Origin of the sequence: Streptomyces sp. NPDC053079, from assembly GCF_044546695.1 — a bacterium.
GTDB lineage: Bacteria > Actinomycetota > Actinomycetes > Streptomycetales > Streptomycetaceae > Streptomyces.
In genome coordinates this window covers 785,107-801,174 of sequence record NZ_JBITZJ010000001.1, presented here as the reverse complement: position 1 = coordinate 801,174, position 16,068 = coordinate 785,107, and the positions used below count along the sequence as shown (strand labels likewise).

The window sequence follows — 16,068 nt, the reverse complement described above, 5'->3', positions numbered from 1 at the left end:
CACCGGACCCCCCGGTGCGTCAGCTTAGGTAAGCCTAAGCTATTTTTTGATCGCTTGTGAGAGCGGCCCCCGACCTGCGCGGGGCGGAGCGAACACCCATGACACAGGAGCCGGACATGACCGTGGCCGAAGGCCTCAAATCCGCCATACGCGAGCGCGTTTCAGCCCATCGTGAGGAGCTCCTGTCGCTCAGCCGGCGCATCCACGCACACCCTGAGACCGCCTTCGCCGAGCACCGCGCCGCCGCCTGGTGCGCCGAGGCCCTGCGCGGCCACGGCTTCGACGTCACCGCCCCCGCCTACGGCCTGGACACGGCGTTCTCGGCGACCGCCGGCTCCGGCCCGGCCACCGTGGCCATCGCCTGCGAGTACGACGCGCTGCCCGGCCTCGGGCACGCCTGCGGCCACAATCTGATCGCCGCCGCCGGTGTGGGCGCGGCGCTCGCGCTGGCCCCGTACGCGGACGAACTGGGCCTGACCGTACGGGTCGTGGGCACCCCGGCCGAGGAGCGCGGCGCGGGCAAGGCGCTGCTGCTGGAGGCCGGGGCGTTCGAGGGGGTGGACGCCGCGATGATGGTGCACCCCTGCCCGTTCGAGGTCGCGGAGTTCCGTTCGTTCGCGCTCGGCACGCTCTCGGTCGAGTACCGGGGCCGTTCGGCGCACCCCAGCCTCAACGCGCACGAAGGCCGCAACGCCGCCGACGCCCTGACGGTCGCCCAGGTCGCCCTGGGGCTGCTGCGCCAGCAGTTGCCGTCGCAGTGGAAGGTGCACGGGGTGACCACGAGCGCGGGCACGGCCCCCAACGCGATCCCCGACCACGCCACCGCCGAGTACGAGATCCGCGCCTCGGCCGCCGAGGACCTGCGCGAGTTGCGCGAGCGCGTGGAGGACTGCTTCCGGGCCGGCGCGCTCGCCACCGGCTGCGAGGTGACGCTGACCCGGCCGGAGCCGGACTACCTCGACTTCCGCACCGACCCCGGGCTCATCGCGCTGTGGCAGGCCAACGCCCGGGAGCTGGGCCGCCCCGAGCCGCAGCAGCGCGAGGCGTTCGCCTGCACGGACATGGGCAACGTCTCGCACGCCGTGCCGTCGATCCATCCGGTGCTGGACATCACCGACGGCACCTGCGGCCCGCACGAGCCGGAGTTCGTCCAGGCGGCCGTCTCGCCGGAGGCGGAGCGCGCGATCGTCGACGGCGCGGTGGGCATGGCCTGGACGGCGGCGGACTTCGCCGCGTCCCGCGCCTGAACGCGACCGGTCCTCAAAGCGCCGGACGGGCTGGTCAGCCCGTCCGGCGTTTGAGGACACAGCACAGCCAGCCCGTCCGGCGCTTGAGGACCGGGGTCCGGGGCGGCGCCCCGGTTACTTCTTCAGCGCCTTGACGATGTCGTCGATGACGACCTGGCTGGCCAGCGGACCGCCCCGCGTGGACCACACCGAACCGTTCACGGTCACGGCGTGGTTCTTCTTGACCGCGTTCAGGTCCTTGTACGCCGGCTTCTCCTGGACGTCCTTCAGGGCCTTCTCGCCGTCCGAGGTGAGCGTGGAGAGGAAGAGCCAGTCACCGTCGATCTCGTTGATCTTCTCCAGGCTGAGCGCCGGGGTGTGGGCGTTGCCGTCCTTGTCCTGGGCCTTGGGGCGCTTGAGGCCCATGTCCAGGGCGACGCCGCTGGCGAACTGCTTCTTCTCCATCCAGCTGGGGCCGTCCGGGTTCCAGCGGACGATGCTGACCTCGGCGCCCTTGTTCTCGCCGAGCTCCTCGCCGGCCTTCTTGGCCTTGGCCTCGTACTCGGTGATGACCTTGTTGGCCTTGTCGAGGCCGTTGACCACGTTGGCGATCCCCCGGAAGGAGAGCTTCCAGTCGTCGGTCGGGGCCATCGTGACCACCGTGGCCGGGGTGATCTCACGGAGCTGCTTGAGGACCTGCTGGTCCTGCATGTCACCGGCGAGGATGAGGTCGGGCTTGGCGGCGATGACCTTGTCCATCACCGGCTGCAGCAGGTTGCCGACGACGTTGATGCCCTTGACCTTGTCCTCGAGGTAGGCCGGCGGCTTGTTCATACCCTGGCCGTTGGTGATGCCGACCGGCTTGAGGCCGAGCGCGAGCACCGCGTCGAGGTCCTCCTGGGTGAGCGTCACGATGCGCTTGGGGTTGGCGGGAACCTTGACCGCCGTGCCCGTCGCGTCCTTGACCGTACGCGTCTCGCCGCCGCCGGACGCCGACTCACCCTTCGCCTTGTCGGAGCCGGAGTCCGAGTCGGAACCGCAACCGGTCAGGAGGAGGGCGGCCGCACCCACAGCGGCGAGAGCCTGGGCCGCACGGCGCGGCGCGGACAGGAGGAAGCGGTCGGGCGAGGTCATCGAAGGCTCCGGGCGTTGAAAAGAACTCAAAAAGAACAGGACAGGCCATCCGTGGGGATCGCTCCCACACCGGACGCTGCGAATATTAGGTTAGCCTTACCTTAAAGTCACCCCACAAGGGGGTTCCCTTTCCTCCGCGTCCTCCGCCGCCCCGCCCGGAGCGGCCCGCCGGGAGGCGGGCCCTTGGGCGGCGGAATCCGGGTCGGCGGCTACTTCTGACGGAGGAACAACAACCGGGCGAGCACTTTCGGCCGACGCGACACGGGCCGGACCTCCGCTGCCGGATCCCCCGGAGCATCGGTGCGCTCCTCGACGATGACGGGGGCGGGCTCCGGCTCGGGAGCGGGACGGTGGATGCGATAGGCCTCGGCGCGCACATAGGCGCCGAGTGCGCGCGCTGGATCGATGCGCATGACGTAACTCCTGCTGTCGTACCTGCTGGCGTGCCGGGAAAACGACGACGTCCCGCCCCTGGGACAGGGGCGGGACGTGGTCCCGGTCAGCAGCGCAGGACGGAATGGTGCGCGCGGTCGGTGGCGGCGACATCGCCGCCCGGCCGGGACGGCGCCTGCCGGCAGGAGGGCCCCCCGGCCCCTCCTGCGACAGGCGCCAGGGCCGGCGGGCAGGCGCGCCTGCCGGTCGGCCGCCCCACCCTCCCCGGACGTGGAACCCGCTGCTCGGCCGTACACGCGGCGCACTCGTCGGAGGACCCGTCCGCCAAGGGAGCGGAGGCGGGGACCTCCTCCCGGACGGATGCGAGCTCCATCCCCTCGGACGCCGCGGCGGAGAGCACGAGCAGCACGGAGGTCAGCACGGCGACCGCAGCCCGCACCACGGGCTGCAGCAATGCCCCACGACCCCACATCGACACACACCAAGCGTAGTTGCTCGATTACCTTGGGTGCATTCCGTCGAACGAGTGAGATTCCGGGCCCCTGCGCACCCACTCGGCCGCCTTCCGTCCGATGAAACGACTGGCCGGAAAGGGTTCCTCCCCTCGAAGGCCCGTCAACGTCGCGGCCCTTGACGGAGTCCAGGGGGGTGCACACGGACCCTTCTGACAGAGAGGCAGTGCGCGATGGGATTACGGACAGTACGCGCGGCGCTGGTGGGTACGGTGGCGGCCGCGCTGGCCGCCACGGGCCTGGCGACGGCGACCGCGGCCGGCAGCGGACAGGGCGGCGGGGGGCACGGCGCGACCCGGGCGGTCATGGAGGCCGAGGTGAAGGCCGGAATGCCGGGAGTCCTGGGGCAGGTTCAGGACGACCACGGCACCTGGAACGGATCGGCCGGCGTGGCCGATCTCGTCACCCAACGCCAGCGCCTCCCCCAGGACCGCTTCCGCATCGGCAGCATCAGCAAGGCGTTCGTCTCCACCGTCCTCCTCCAGCTCGAGGCCGAGGGCAGACTCGACCTCGACGACACGGTCGAACGCCGGCTGCCGGGGGTGGTCCGGGGCAACGGCCACGACGGCAGCCGGATCACCGTCCGCCAACTGCTCAACCACACCAGTGGGGTCTTCAATTACACCGACGACCCCGGCATCGTCGAGAAGCTCACCACGGGCTTCCCCGAGCACCGCTACGACACCTACACGCCCCTGCAGCTGGTCGCGGTCGCCATGAAGCACCGGCCCGACTTCCGGCCGGGCCAGGGCTGGCACTACTCCAACACCAACTACGTCCTCGCCGGAATGATCGTGGAGAAGGTGACCGGCCGCACCTACGCCGCCGAGATCGAAAAGCGCGTCATCGACCGGCTGGGCCTGCGCGCCACCACCCTGCCCGGCACCTCGCCGCGCATGCCGTCCCCGCACGGCCGCGCCTACAGCAAGCTCTCCACGGCGCCGGACGCCCGGATCCACGACACCACCGAGCTCAACCCCTCCTGGGGCGGCGCGGCCGGCGAGATCATCTCCACCACCGGTGACCTCAACCGCTTCTACCGCGCGCTGCTGGGCGGCAAGCTGCTGCCCGAGCGTCAGCAGAAGGAACTGCTCACCACCGTCCCCGTGCGGGACGGCGGCGGCTACGGCCTGGGCATCTCCTCGGCCACGCTGTCGTGCGGCACGACCGTCTGGCTCCACGACGGCGGCATCCACGGCTCCATCTCCCTGGCCGTTTCCACGGCGGACGGACGCCACACCGCCGCCTTCAACCACAACGGCGACTGGACGGAGGGCGACCTCCCAGGACTGGTGGAAGCCGAGTACTGCGGCGGGAAACCGGACGGAGCGGCTCCGAGGACCGGCAGCGCCCTGGCGGCCGTCACCTCCCTGCGCTGACGACCGACCTGCTCGGCGAACGCACCTGACCGCGTCCGCCGCGCGCGCCCCGGGTGGCATGGACTACGCCGTACCCCGGGCGCGCGCCGGCAGGCGTGAGGTGTAATACGTGCAGACCTTGCCCGGTCCCAGGATCCCGGGCCAAGCGGTTGTCCGAGGTGAGGAGCGCACCGTGGAGAAGCCGGAACGGGAACGGGCGGAGTCGGCGGCCCGGCAGGCCGCCGCGCAGCTCACCGCGCAGGACATCCGCGGCGTCGCCCTCACCTGGGTGGACAACGCCGGCATCTCCCGCGTCAAGGCCGTCCCCACCGGCCGGCTCGCGCACGCCGCCCGCCGGGGCGTGGGCGCCTCGCCCTGCTTCGACGTCTACCTCGTCGACGACTCCAGCGTCGGCAGCCGTCACATCGGCGGCCCCGACGGCGATCTGCGGCTGTTCCCCGACCTGGACCGGCTGACCGTCCTGGCCGCGCAGCCCGGCTGGGCCTGGGCCCCGGTGGACCGGTACGAGCAGGACGACACGCCCTACGTCGCCTGCCAGCGGCAGTTCGCCCGCCGGATGGCGGAGGCGGCCGCGGCCCGCGGGGTGCGGCTGAGCATGGGATTCGAGACCGAGTGGGTCGTCACCCACGCCGACGGGCACGAACCCCCGCGCTACGCCTGCTCCGGCCCCGCCTACGGCATGACGCGGGTGATCGAGCTGTCGGACTATCTGCGCGAGGTGCTGGACGCGCTCACCGCACAGCGCGTCGACGTCCTGCAGATCCACCCCGAGTACTCCCCCGGCCAGTTCGAGGTGTCGGTCGCCCCTTCGGACCCGGTCGGCGCGGCCGACCTGTCGGTGCTGGTCCGGGAGACGATCCGCGCGGTGTCGGTGCGGCACGGCCTCGACGCCTCCTTCGCCCCCGTCGTGGAACCCGGCGGCGTCGGCAACGGCGCGCATCTGCACCTGAGCCTGTGGCGTGACGAGCGGAACCTGTGCCGCGGCGGCGACGGCCCGTACGGCATGACGGCCGAGTGCGAGGCGTTCCTGGCCGGGGTGCTGCGGGAACTGCCCGCGCTCCTCGCCCTGGGCGCGCCCACGCCCGCCAGCTATCTGCGGCTGGAGCCCTCGCGCTGGGCGGGGGTCTTCCAGTGCTGGGGCCTGGAGGCGCGGGAGGCCGCGCTCCGCTTCATCACCGGCGCGCCGGACGACGCCGGGGGCGCCAACGCCGAGGTCAAGTGCTTCGACGGGGCGGCCAATCCGTACCTGGTGGCGGGCGGCGTCGTGGCCGCCGGGCTGGCGGGCCTGGACGAAGGGCTGCGGCTGCCGCCCCCGGCGGCCGGCGACCCGGCCGTCACCGGCGGCCAGGAGCGCCTGCCCACCTCCCTCGCCGAGGCGCTGGAGCACTTCCGGGGCTCGGCCCTGCTGCGCACCGCGCTCGGCGATCCGCTGTTCGAGGCGATCGCCGCGGTCCGCGCGGGCGAGGTGAAGCTGTTCGAGGGCCTCGCACCGAAGGACATCGCGGCCGCGACGCGCGGACGGTACTGACATGACCGGCCTGCCGATTCCCCCGCTGGTGGACCACCACTGCCACGGCGTGGCCCGCGCCGGGCTCTCCGCGCAGGCCTTCGAGTCCTTTCTCACCGAGTCCGACGCGCCCGCCGCGCCCGGCACCTCCTTCTTCGACACCCAGCCCGGCTTCGCCGTGCGCCGCTGGTGCGCACCGCTCCTGGACCTCGAACCGCACTGCCCGCCCGAGGCCTACCTCGCCCGCCGGGCCGAGCTCGGCCCGGCCGAGGCCACCCGGCGCCTGCTCGGCTCCTGCGGCATCTCCGACTTCCTGGTCGACACGGGGCTGCCCGGCGACCTGACGAGCCCCCAGGAGCTGGCGGCCGCCGGAGACGCCGCCTGCCACGAGATCATCCGGCTCGAACATCTGGCGGAACGGATCGCCGACGGCGCCGACAGTCCCGCCGCGTTCCTCGACGCTCTGGGGGACGCCGTACGGGACGGCGCCCGCACCGCCGCCGGCTTCAAGTCGGTGGTCGCCTACCGCTACGGCCTGGACTTCGAACCCGGCCCGCCCCGCCCGGCCGAGGTGCGGACCGCCGCCGACCGCTGGCTCACCGCCCGTACGCCGGGCACCCGGCTGGCCGAGCCCGCGCTGCTGCGGCATCTGCTGTGGAGCGCCGCCGAGACCGGCGCACCGCTGCAGCTGCACACCGGTTTCGGCGACCCGGACCTGCGGCTGGACCGCTGCGACCCACTGCTGCTCACCGACTTCGCGCGGGCGGTGCGCCCGACCGGCTGCACGCTGGTGCTGCTGCACTGCTACCCCTACCACCGGGGCGCCGGCTATCTCGCCCACGCCTTCCCCCACGTCTACGCCGACATGGGGCTCGCCCTGACCCACACCGGGGCTCGTGCGGGGGCCGTCCTGGCCGAGATGCTGGAACTGGCCCCGTTCGGAAAGCTCCTGTTCTCCACCGACGCCTACGGCCTGCCGGAGCTCTACGTCGTGGGCGCCGAACTCTTCCGGCAGGCCCTCGGCCGGCTGCTGACGGGATGGGTGGAGGAGGGCGCCTGGTCGGCCGGGGACGCGGAACGGGTGGCGGCCCTGGTCGCGGCGGACAACGCCCGCCGCGTCTACGGCCTGGGCCCGGCCAAGGCCACGTCGTCCGACCCCGCTGCCCCACCCGCACCCCTTTCATCGTTCGGGTGAAGCTGCCCGCCATCCGGTCCTGCGCTCCGGTGGCCTCCGCGAGCATTGCGGAACATGCGACACCCGATCCGCACGCTCGGCGCCATGGCTCTCACAGGACTGCTCACCCTCACCGCGCCGCCCTCCGCGCAGGCGGCCACGGGAACGTTCGTCTACTCCACGCCCCAGGGGGCCGAACGGCACGGGCTGACCAATCCGGTCGACGGGCACTGCTACCCCGTCGGCCACGCCCAGGGCGTCACCGGCAATGAGACGGACCGCAACGCCTACCTCTACGACACGCCCGACTGCCGGGGTGCGGCGGCGTACTTCCCGGCCGGGTTCTACGGCCAGCAGTCGTTCCACAGCGTCGTCTTCATGCGGTAGGGCGCACCCGCGCGGCGTCACTCCTGTGGCGTGACGCGGCCCCATGGGTTCCGCTGATACGGAGGGAACAAGTTCGCTACTCTGGGCGGTCGAGCCGCCGACGCGGGGAGGACCCATGAGCACCGGCACGGTGTGGAGCATCGAGCGCATTCGCGACGTTCTCGGCAGCCCCGACCTCTCGCGGCGCTTCAGCGACGAGATCGGCCGGGCCCCCGCGCACACGGTGCCGGCCGTGTTCGCCAAGTGGCAGGCCATCGCCGAACGGACGCTCGCCTCCGTCGAGCGGGGACGGCAGGCGGCGGCCGCCGAGGCCGCGGGCGGCGAGGTGCCGGGCGAGTGGATCGACATCACCCAGAAGGTGCAGGAGGACGCTGCCCTCATTCGCGCCCACGGAGCCCCCTGGAGCTGACACCCTGAGTCGGTGTACGCGCTCAAGTACGATGCGACGATCGCGGCCGTCTGGGACTCCCTTCCGCCCGCGGTGAGCGGGCAGCTCAGCGACGTCCTCGCCGCGGCCTGCGCGAGCCCCCTCTCGGTGACCGTCCCGTACGGCGAGGACGACGGAATCATGAGGATGCTGGTGCTCGACGACGTCTTCGCCGTCATCTATCTGGGGCACCAGACGAAGACGCTGCACATCTACCAGATCGACTACATCGGCTGAGCCGGCCGCGCGAGGCCGGCCAGCACGCCGACGGCCCGGTCGAGTTCCTCCTCGGTGTTGTAGTAGTGCGGGGAGAGTCTCACCAGCGGGTGGACGCCGCGGTCCTCGGTGTCGAACTGCGACTGCTCGGGGGCCGTGGTGGTCACGTTGATGCCCCGGCCGGCCAGCACGGCCTTGACCTCGTCCGCGGGCACCCCGTCGACCTTGGCGGTCACGATGGCGCACCGCTGAAGCCCCAGGTCGTACGTGCGGACGCCCGGCACCGCGTCGAGCCGCTCGCGCAGGGCGGCCCCCAGGGCGACGGCCCGCTCGCCGATGGCGTCCAGGCCGAGGTCCAGGGCCTGGCGCACGGCGCTGCCCAGGCCGAGCACGTTGGAGTAGCTCATCTCCCAGGTGGCGAAGCGCCGGGCGCCCGGCCGCCAGGTGAAGCCGCGCTTGCCGTCCCAGACCGAGGCGGCGGTCTCGTTGACGTAGGGGTCGAGGCGGTCCAGGATCCCGGTGCGCACCCACAGGAAGCCCGTGCCGCGCGGCCCCCGCAGGAACTTGCGGCCCGTCGCGGTGAGCATGTCGCAGCCGATCTCCTGGACGTCGACGGGGAACTGGCCGACCGACTGCGTGGCGTCCAGCAGGAACGGCACCCCCGCCCGGCGAGTGATGCGGCCGATCTCGGCGGCGGGGTTGACCAGGCCGCCGCTGGTGGGGACGTGGCTGACGCCGACCAGCTTGACGCGCTCGTCGAGGAGGGCGGCCAGCGCCGCGGTGTCGAGGCGGCCGTGGGCGTCGTTGGGGACGACGACGACCTCGGCGCCGGTGCGCTGGGCGACCTGCAGATAGGCCAGCACGTTGCTGCCGTACTCGGAGCGGCCGGTCAGGATCCGGTCGCCGGGCCGGAAGGCGAGGGAGTAGAACGCGGCGTCCCAGGCATGGGTGGCGTTGTCGAACAGCGCCACCTCCTCGGGTCGCCCGCCCAGGAGCTCGGCGACGGCGGTGTAGACCGCCTCGATGGCCTCCAGGCGCTCGGCCGCGGCCTCGTAACCGCCGATGCGGGCCTCGAGTTCGAGGTGGCCGGTCATCGTCTCGAGGGTGCGGCGGGAGAGGAGGGCGGCGCCCGCGTTGTTCAGGTGCACGCGGTGCGCGCAGCCCGGGGTGGCCTCGCGCAGTGCGGCGATGTCCATAAGGTGCGCTCCTGGTATCAGAGTTGAGGTGCGTACGGGTGGTGTCCGGGTCGACTCCACGACTCGACCATGCCCATATGCCGGTGGCCGGATGCCGCCCAGCACTCCTGACGCGGGCCCGGGGGTGGTCCCAGTGCCACCCCCGGAACGGAACCCAGCGGGATCGATCACGACGGCGCGGAACGGAAGCATCAGTGGTGCAACCGCAATCGCGTAGGAGGATCGATGTTCACGTTCGGGAAGTCACGACGGCCGGCGTCCGCTCTGTCGGGCGTCGTGGTGGCGGCCATAGCCGCTGCCGTCCTTCCGGCGTCCGCCGCCCTGGCCCAACCGTCCGTACCGGCCCGCTACGCACAGCAGCACCTGGACTGGCAGCAGTGCGAGAAGGACTCGCCGCTGGAGTGCGCGGCCATGACCGTGCCCCGCGACTGGCACCACCCGGACGCCGGGGCGGACATCACCGTGGAGGTCTCGCGGCATCGGGCGAGCGACCCCGCCAAGCGGCGCGGGGTGCTGATGATGGCGGCGGGCGGGCCGGGGGGCAAGGGGCTGATGAGGCCGGCGCGGCTGGTGAAGGATTCGCCGTCGGTGGGCGCCGCCTATGACGTGGTCGGCTTCGACCAGCGGGGAGTGGGGCGCAGCACGCGGGCGGTGTGCGAGAACGACGCGGAGTTCGCCGACTTCCTGGACGGGGACTTCCGCGACCGCTCCCCGGCGGCGCTGCGGCGGGTGGTGGACCGATCGCGGAAGTTCGTGGAGAGCTGCCGCAGCCGCAGCGGTGACCTGCTGCCGTACCTGAACACCGATCAGACGGCCCGGGACATGGACCTCTTCCGGTCCCTGCTGGGGGAACGCAAGATCTCCTACTACGGTCCGTCCTACGCCACGATGATCGGCGCCTATTACGCGACGCTCTTCCCGCAGCGCGTCGAGCGGGCCGTGCTGGACAGCAACATCGCCTTCGACGGCTCCTGGGAGAGCTTCATGAAGGACCAGCCGATGAGCTTCCAGCGCCGCTTCGAGAAGGACTTCCTGCCGTGGCTCGCGCAGTACGACGGCGTCTACCACTACGGCCGTACCGCCGCCGAGGCGAAGGCGAACTGGGAGCGGCTGCGCGGTGAGCTGGGGCGGCGGCCGGTGACCGTCGAGGGGGTCGTGGTCGGCCCCAACCAGCTGGACAGCGGGACGATCCAGGCGATGTACAACGCCGGCCAGGGCTTCGGGCCGCTTGCGGCGGCGCTCGCCGCGCTCGATCACTGGGACGTCGCGAAGCCGGAGGAGAAGGCCACGGTGCGGCAGCTCTTCGGGGGCTACGCCGACTCCTCCTTCTTCGCCCAGTACTTCTCGGTGACGTGCAACGACACCCCGTGGACCCGGGACATGGACCACTGGATCCGGCGCAGCGGCGAGGACACCCGCGAGCGGCCGCTGGCGGGGGCGCGCGAGCTGGCCTTCGCCTCGGTGTGCGCGGCCTGGCCCACGTCGCCGGCGCCGAAGGTGAAGGTCACCGGTGCCGGCCTGCCGGCCACGCTCATGCTCAACTCGGTGCACGACCCGGCCACTTATTACGAGGCGGCGCTGCGGGCCCACCGTGCCCTGCGCGGCTCGCGCCTGGTGACGGTCACGGGCGGGGGCGACCACGGGCAGTACCTGGCGGGCAACGCCTGTGTGGACGGCGTCGTCGACGCCTATCTGCTCGCGGGGACGGTGCCCGCGGGCGACACGTCCTGCGCCGCCGGTCCTCTGCCGGTGCCCGAGGGGGCGCGGGCGGCGGCGTCGGCAGCGAAGTAGGCGCGTGCCGTATCCGGTCCGGGTGCCCTGTCGTTGATGCGACAGGGCGGCAGGAAGGTCGGGGACATGCGCATCCAGATCATCACAGCGGGCACGATGGGCTCCGTCGCCCCGTACACGGGCCTCGGACATCGGCTGTTCGCCGAGGGCCATGACGTGGAGATCGCCGCACACGCGCGGTTCACGGACGTGGTGGCCTGCTGCGGTCTGCGGATGCGGGCGCTGGAGGCCGACCCGTTCGAGGAGCTGCTGGGCGCGCACAGCCGCTTCCGGCGCGCGGTCCGTTCGCCGGCGGCCGTGCTGCGCGTGGTGCGCGCCACCGAGCAGGCGGCCCTCGCGCTCGTGGACGGGATCCTCGCCGCCGTCGACCCCAAGGCGGACGTGGTCCTGCTGTCGTCGATCGCCGCGCCGATCGGCCGGGTCGTGGCGCGCTACCACGACATTCCGAGCATGGGCGTCTTCCTCCAGCCCGACACCCCCACGGCCGCGTTCTCGCCGTGCACGATGCCCTGGAAGCCCCCCGGGTTCGGCAACCGGCTGCGGGGGCACGCGGCGAACGCCGTGCTGGACGCGCTGTACGCCACCGCCAACCGGAGTCTGCACGCCAGGCTCGGCCTCGCCTACCGCAGCGGTCACCGGCTGCGCGTCGAGCGGGAGCGCGGCGGCTGGCCCATCTGGCACGGCTACAGCCCCTCGGTGGTGCCGCTGCCGGCGGACTGGCGTCCCGGGCTGGGCGTCGCGGGGTACTGGTGGCCGCACGAGTGCGCCGACTGGGAGCCGCCCGCGCTGGTCACCGACTTCCTGGCGGCCGGCCCGCCGCCGGTGTTCGTGGGCTTCGGCAGCATGATGCCCGGTGACCCCGGGCGGCTCGCCGACGTCACGGCGCGGGCCCTGCGGGCCGCGGGGCTGCGCGGCATCGTGCAGTCGGGCTGGGCGGGGCTGTCCGTGATGAACGACGACGTCATCACGGTCGGCCCGATCCCGCACGGCTGGCTCATGCCGCGTACGGCCGCCGTGGTGCACCACGCGGGGGCCGGGACCACGGCGGCCGGTCTGCGGGCCGGGGTGCCCGCGGTTCCCGTGCCCGTCCTCACCGATCAGCCGTGGTGGGCCGAGCGGCTGGCGCGCCTCGGTGTGAGTCCGGGGGTGCTGCCGTACGCGGAGCTGAGCGCCGGCCGGCTGGCCGAGGCGCTGCGGCGGGCCACGGGCGAGCCGCGCTTCGCCCGGCGGGCCACCCAGCTGGCCGCCCGGCTGGGGCTGGAGGACGGGGCAGGGGCGGTCGCCCGGGCGATCGCGGACATGCCCTGCTGAGGATGTGCCGGGCCGTCGGCACGGCCCGTTCCGGAGAACCGCTGAGACCAGGACGTAAGGACTCCCTGTGACCCCCCACCCGTCCCTGCCCGAACTCGCTTCCTCCTCCCGGACCGCCGAGCGGCCGGCCGCCTTCGCCATGCCCCCGCTGGACGCCTGGCTGTACCGGCACCAGAGCAGTGGGGCGGTGTGCATGACCGCCGGGATCCTCGCCCGGTTCGAGGGCCCCGCACCGTCGTTGCCGGGCCTGCGGGAGCTCGCGCGGCGCCGGTGGGGGGCGTACGAGCGGCTGCGCTGGACGCCGGGGGCGCCGGCGACCGGGTCCGGTGCGTGGCCGCACTGGACGCCGGGGGCGGAGTTCGATCCCGGGCAGCACATTCCCGACTCGCCCTCGCCGGCCCCGCTGGAGGCCCGTACCGCCCAGCTGCTCGCCCATCCGCTCGGCCCGGCCCGCCCGCCGTGGCAGCTGCATCTGCTGCCGGCCCCCGACGGGTTCGCCCTGTTGCTGCGCGCCCATCACGCCCTGCTCGACGGGGTGTCGTTCGTGACGCTGCTGCGCGATCTGCTCGACGCGCCGGCCGCCGTTCCGGGGCAGCGAATGCGGCCGGGTGCCGGGGAGCCGGCCGGGCCGCCCCGGCTCGCGCTGGCCCGGGCACTTGCGGACCTGCTGCCGAGGGCGCGGCCGCTGCCGTTCCACGGGCCGGTGGACTCGCGGCGGGCGGTGGCGTGGAGCCGGGTGTCGGCGGCGGAGCTGAGCGCGGCCCGGGACGCCCTGCCGTCGGGGCGGGCGTCCGCCAACGCGGTGTTCCTGGCCGCGGCGGCCGGTGCGCTGCGCACCGCGGGCGTCACGGGGCGGCTGCCGGGGCTGCCGGGACTGTGCGCGATGGTCCCCGTGGACGTGCGCGCCGACGACGAGGGGGCGGTGCTGGGCAACCGCTATGCCACGGTGCGGGTGCCGCTGCCCGCGGGCGGCGGCCCGCAGCGGCGGCTGGCGGCCGTGGACGGCTTCACGCGGCGCGCGGCGCTCAAGCAGCGGGCGCGTGCGCAGGCGCTGTTCGTGGCGTCGCGGCCGCGGCGGTACGGGCTGGTGGGCGAGGTGCTGGGCCGTTACGCGGACTCCCCGCTCTACTCCTCCCTGCTGTGCAGCAGCATGGCGACCCATGCGGGCCCGCTCGCCCTGGGCCCGGCGCGGCTCACCGGCATCGCCGCGCTGCCGCCGCTCAGCCCGGGGCATCCGGTGGCGATGACGATGGCCGTGCACGACACGAGCGCAACGGTGACGGTGACGACCGACCACGCCCACCGGCACCTGGGGGCGCGGCTGTCCGCCCTCGTCCGCGAGGAGATCCTCGCGTTGGTCGTCTGAGGGCCGTGCGCTCGGACGGGCGACGGCCATATGGGCAGTAACGTCCCGCCTCGGTTCTCGTTCCCCCTGGTGAAGTCCCCCCACGAAACGGAGACCGGCCGTGCCGACGCGTACCGCACTCCTTGAAGAGGTCATTCCGCTCACGCTCGACGGTTACGCGTACAGCGGCCGGGTCGTGCACCAGCCGAACGCCAGAATGGCGCCCATCGTCCTCGTGGGCGGGGCGTTCCAGCACCAGAACGCCTGGGGCCGGCTGGAGCAGGGTTTCCTCGAGGCCGCGAGCGTCATCACCGTGGACCTGCCGGGCTGGGGCGGCGCGGACCGGCTGCCGGCGCGGTACGGCTTCGACTTCCTCGCCGAGGCGCTCGACCAGCTGCTGTCCAAGGTCGCCCCGTCCCCCGTGAACATCCTCGGCGGATCGTACGGCACGGCCGTGGCCTACCAGTGGGTGCGCGACCACCCCGGGCGGGCCGAGCGGATGGCGCTGGTCGGCACGATGTCGCACCTGGCGGACCATGTGCGCGCCCGCGTCGAACGGACGCTGCTCATGGCGGAGAAGGGCCGGCGCGCGGAGTTCGTCGAGTGCGTCGTCGAGACCATGGTGTGCACCTCGCCGGGTGTCACCGTGGCCCGCCGGCCGTCGATCATCCGGTGCCTGAACCGGGCGCTGCACGACATGACGGCGGACGACATCGCCAAGTACCAGGACAACTCCGAGCGGCTGCTGGCGTCCCCCCGGCTGCCGGGCGGTCCGGCCGTGCGCGTGCCGGCCCTGGTGACGACGGGCGAGCACGATCCCTTGAGCACCCCGGCGCTGAGCCGCGAGGCGGCCACCCGGCTGCCGGACGCCCGCTTCACCACGTTCAAGGACGCCGATCACCTCGTCCACCTCGAAAGGCCGGCGGAGGTGGTGGACCTGATGACCCGTTTCTTCGCCGACGAGCCGCTGGTCGGCCTGGAGTACTGCCATCCGGTCGAGCACGTCCGGCAGCGGCCGATGACCACGCTCCCCTCGCCCCGCCCGGCGGGCGATCGCTGAGGGGTCCGGCCCCTCCGGGAGGCCGGACCGGTGGGACGGGGTCAGTCCTCGTGGGCGCCGGAGGGCAGGCGGCGCAGCTTCATGGCGGTGCGGGTGCGGAAGGCGTAGTCCAGCATCTTCGCGGCGTCCGGGTAACGGCCGGCGGCATCGTTGAGGATGACGCCGACGACCTTGCGGGAGCCGCGCTGGGCGGCGAAGACCAGGCAGGGGCCCGCCGCCTGTGTCGACCCGGTCTTGAGCCCGATGACGCCCTGGTACGAACCGAGCAGCTTGTTGGTGTTGTACCAGGTGTAGAGGCGGTTGACGTTGGCCGCCTTCTGCTGGGTGCTCGTCGCCTTCATCACCGTGGCGAGGGTGCCGCTGCTCAGGGCGTGCCGGGCGAGCTTGGCCAGGTCGCGGGGGGTGCTGTAATTGCCGCCCTGGGAAGAGATGCCGTCGAACGAGTCGTAGTGGGTGTTGCGCAGCCCCAGTTCGCGGGCCTTGTCGTTCATCTTGGCGACGAAGGAGTCGGTGCGCGCCGCTTCGGTGCCGCCGCTGCCGAAGGTGTCGGCGAGCGCGTAGGCCGCGTCGCATCCGGAGGGCAGCATCAGGGCGTAGAGCAGCTGCCGGACGGTCAGTTTGTCGCCCGTGCGCAGGTCGGCCGTGCTGGCCTGCTTGCGGGTCACCCAGTCGCGGTAGGACTGCTTGACGGCGATCTGCCGGTCGAGCTCTCCGGCGTGGTCGTCGAGGACCACGACGGCGGTCATGATCTTGGTGGTGCTGGCCATCGGCCGCTTGGTGTCCGCCGCCTTGCCCCACGGCTTGCCGTCGGGGCCGCTGTCGAGGTACGCGCCCTTGGCGCCGATCTCCCCGGGGCCGGCCGCGGCTTCGGCGGTGGCCGTCGGGAGGGCGACCGCGACGGCCGCGGTGGACGCGGTCAGCGCCGTTCCCCAGCGGCGGACCACCCCCCGGCGGAGCCGCACGTCGACACTTCCCCCACATCGCTGCATGGATTCTCCAGATTTCCTCGC

15 protein-coding genes are annotated in these 16,068 nt (G+C 73.0%); 11 read left to right on the top strand and 4 right to left on the bottom strand.

Annotation, left to right across the window (positions count from 1 at the left end):
* The first annotated feature begins 116 nt into the window (after positions 1-116).
* Positions 117-1,247 carry a M20 family metallopeptidase gene (locus ACIGXW_RS03060; RefSeq protein ID WP_399569188.1) on the top strand — a complete coding sequence of 377 codons (1,131 nt, stop codon included), beginning with the start codon at positions 117-119 and terminating at the stop codon, positions 1,245-1,247.
* A gap of 114 nt (positions 1,248-1,361) precedes the next feature.
* Here the strand turns inward: ACIGXW_RS03060 and ACIGXW_RS03055 are convergent, their stop codons facing one another.
* Both ACIGXW_RS03055 and ACIGXW_RS03050 read right to left on the bottom strand, forming a co-directional pair.
* Complete coding sequence (locus ACIGXW_RS03055) at positions 1,362-2,360, bottom strand: ABC transporter substrate-binding protein (RefSeq protein WP_399569185.1); 999 nt, start codon at positions 2,358-2,360, stop codon at positions 1,362-1,364.
* Between the two features lie 209 nt (positions 2,361-2,569).
* Complete coding sequence (locus ACIGXW_RS03050; protein WP_399569182.1) at positions 2,570-2,773, bottom strand: hypothetical protein; 204 nt, start codon at positions 2,771-2,773, stop codon at positions 2,570-2,572.
* A 665-nt stretch (positions 2,774-3,438) separates the two neighbouring features.
* On the opposite strand from ACIGXW_RS03050, the gene ACIGXW_RS03045 reads away from it, so the two are divergent.
* The 6 genes from ACIGXW_RS03045 to ACIGXW_RS03020 all read left to right on the top strand — a co-directional run bounded on the left by ACIGXW_RS03045 (position 3,439) and on the right by ACIGXW_RS03020 (position 8,376).
* The gene (locus ACIGXW_RS03045) at positions 3,439-4,644 is read left to right on the top strand and encodes a serine hydrolase domain-containing protein (protein ID WP_399569180.1); all 1,206 of its coding nucleotides are present in this window, start codon (positions 3,439-3,441) and stop codon (positions 4,642-4,644) included.
* 172 nt (positions 4,645-4,816) lie between these two features.
* The gene (locus ACIGXW_RS03040; protein ID WP_399569178.1) at positions 4,817-6,172 is read left to right on the top strand and encodes a glutamine synthetase; all 1,356 of its coding nucleotides are present in this window, start codon (positions 4,817-4,819) and stop codon (positions 6,170-6,172) included.
* Between the two features lies 1 nt (position 6,173).
* Complete coding sequence (locus ACIGXW_RS03035; RefSeq protein ID WP_399569176.1) at positions 6,174-7,346, top strand: amidohydrolase family protein; 1,173 nt, start codon at positions 6,174-6,176, stop codon at positions 7,344-7,346.
* An 84-nt stretch (positions 7,347-7,430) separates the two neighbouring features.
* Entirely contained in the window at positions 7,431-7,712 is a 282-nt protein-coding gene (locus ACIGXW_RS03030; RefSeq protein WP_360912950.1) for a hypothetical protein, read from the top strand.
* A 115-nt stretch (positions 7,713-7,827) separates the two neighbouring features.
* Complete coding sequence (locus ACIGXW_RS03025; protein WP_071963773.1) at positions 7,828-8,121, top strand: hypothetical protein; 294 nt, start codon at positions 7,828-7,830, stop codon at positions 8,119-8,121.
* Between the two features lie 12 nt (positions 8,122-8,133).
* The gene (locus tag ACIGXW_RS03020) at positions 8,134-8,376 is read left to right on the top strand and encodes a hypothetical protein (RefSeq protein WP_071963774.1); all 243 of its coding nucleotides are present in this window, start codon (positions 8,134-8,136) and stop codon (positions 8,374-8,376) included.
* On the opposite strand, the gene ACIGXW_RS03015 is transcribed toward ACIGXW_RS03020, so the two are convergent.
* Positions 8,364-9,551: an aminotransferase class V-fold PLP-dependent enzyme gene (locus tag ACIGXW_RS03015; protein WP_399569173.1), complete on the bottom strand. Its 1,188-nt coding sequence runs from the start codon at positions 9,549-9,551 to the stop codon at positions 8,364-8,366. The genes ACIGXW_RS03020 and ACIGXW_RS03015 overlap by 13 nt on opposite strands.
* Before the next feature lie 225 nt (positions 9,552-9,776).
* On the opposite strand from ACIGXW_RS03015, the gene ACIGXW_RS03010 reads away from it, so the two are divergent.
* From ACIGXW_RS03010 to ACIGXW_RS02995, 4 genes are all read left to right on the top strand, one after another.
* Positions 9,777-11,342, top strand: a complete 1,566-nt coding sequence (locus ACIGXW_RS03010; RefSeq protein ID WP_399569170.1) for an alpha/beta hydrolase — start codon at positions 9,777-9,779, stop codon at positions 11,340-11,342.
* Positions 11,343-11,408: 66 nt separating this feature from the next.
* Positions 11,409-12,653, top strand: coding sequence for a glycosyltransferase (locus tag ACIGXW_RS03005; RefSeq protein ID WP_399569167.1), 1,245 nt, complete (start codon positions 11,409-11,411; stop codon positions 12,651-12,653).
* Between the two features lie 67 nt (positions 12,654-12,720).
* Positions 12,721-14,019, top strand: coding sequence for a wax ester/triacylglycerol synthase domain-containing protein (locus ACIGXW_RS03000; RefSeq protein WP_399569164.1), 1,299 nt, complete (start codon positions 12,721-12,723; stop codon positions 14,017-14,019).
* A gap of 100 nt (positions 14,020-14,119) precedes the next feature.
* A complete protein-coding gene (locus ACIGXW_RS02995) occupies positions 14,120-15,058 on the top strand; it encodes an alpha/beta fold hydrolase (RefSeq protein ID WP_399569162.1) in 939 nt (312 codons plus the stop codon).
* Positions 15,059-15,099: 41 nt separating this feature from the next.
* Here the strand turns inward: ACIGXW_RS02995 and ACIGXW_RS02990 are convergent, their stop codons facing one another.
* Positions 15,100-16,047, bottom strand: coding sequence for a D-alanyl-D-alanine carboxypeptidase family protein (locus ACIGXW_RS02990; protein WP_399569159.1), 948 nt, complete (start codon positions 16,045-16,047; stop codon positions 15,100-15,102).
* Positions 16,048-16,068 lie beyond the last annotated feature (21 nt).

What these genes read in the sequence shown, in the direction of transcription:
- ACIGXW_RS03060 (WP_399569188.1), top strand. Translation starts at nt 117, where the DNA reads ATGACCGTGGCCGAAGGCCTCAAATCCGCCATACGCGAGCGCGTTTCA.
- ACIGXW_RS03055 (WP_399569185.1), bottom strand. Translation starts at nt 2,360, where the DNA reads ATGACCTCGCCCGACCGCTTCCTCCTGTCCGCGCCGCGCCGTGCGGCC.
- ACIGXW_RS03050 (WP_399569182.1), bottom strand. Translation starts at nt 2,773, where the DNA reads ATGCGCATCGATCCAGCGCGCGCACTCGGCGCCTATGTGCGCGCCGAG.
- ACIGXW_RS03045 (WP_399569180.1), top strand. Translation starts at nt 3,439, where the DNA reads ATGGGATTACGGACAGTACGCGCGGCGCTGGTGGGTACGGTGGCGGCC.
- ACIGXW_RS03035 (WP_399569176.1), top strand. Translation starts at nt 6,174, where the DNA reads ATGACCGGCCTGCCGATTCCCCCGCTGGTGGACCACCACTGCCACGGC.
- ACIGXW_RS03030 (WP_360912950.1), top strand. Translation starts at nt 7,431, where the DNA reads ATGGCTCTCACAGGACTGCTCACCCTCACCGCGCCGCCCTCCGCGCAG.
- ACIGXW_RS03025 (WP_071963773.1), top strand. Translation starts at nt 7,828, where the DNA reads ATGAGCACCGGCACGGTGTGGAGCATCGAGCGCATTCGCGACGTTCTC.
- ACIGXW_RS03015 (WP_399569173.1), bottom strand. Translation starts at nt 9,551, where the DNA reads ATGGACATCGCCGCACTGCGCGAGGCCACCCCGGGCTGCGCGCACCGC.
- ACIGXW_RS03010 (WP_399569170.1), top strand. Translation starts at nt 9,777, where the DNA reads ATGTTCACGTTCGGGAAGTCACGACGGCCGGCGTCCGCTCTGTCGGGC.
- ACIGXW_RS03005 (WP_399569167.1), top strand. Translation starts at nt 11,409, where the DNA reads ATGCGCATCCAGATCATCACAGCGGGCACGATGGGCTCCGTCGCCCCG.
- ACIGXW_RS02990 (WP_399569159.1), bottom strand. Translation starts at nt 16,047, where the DNA reads ATGCAGCGATGTGGGGGAAGTGTCGACGTGCGGCTCCGCCGGGGGGTG.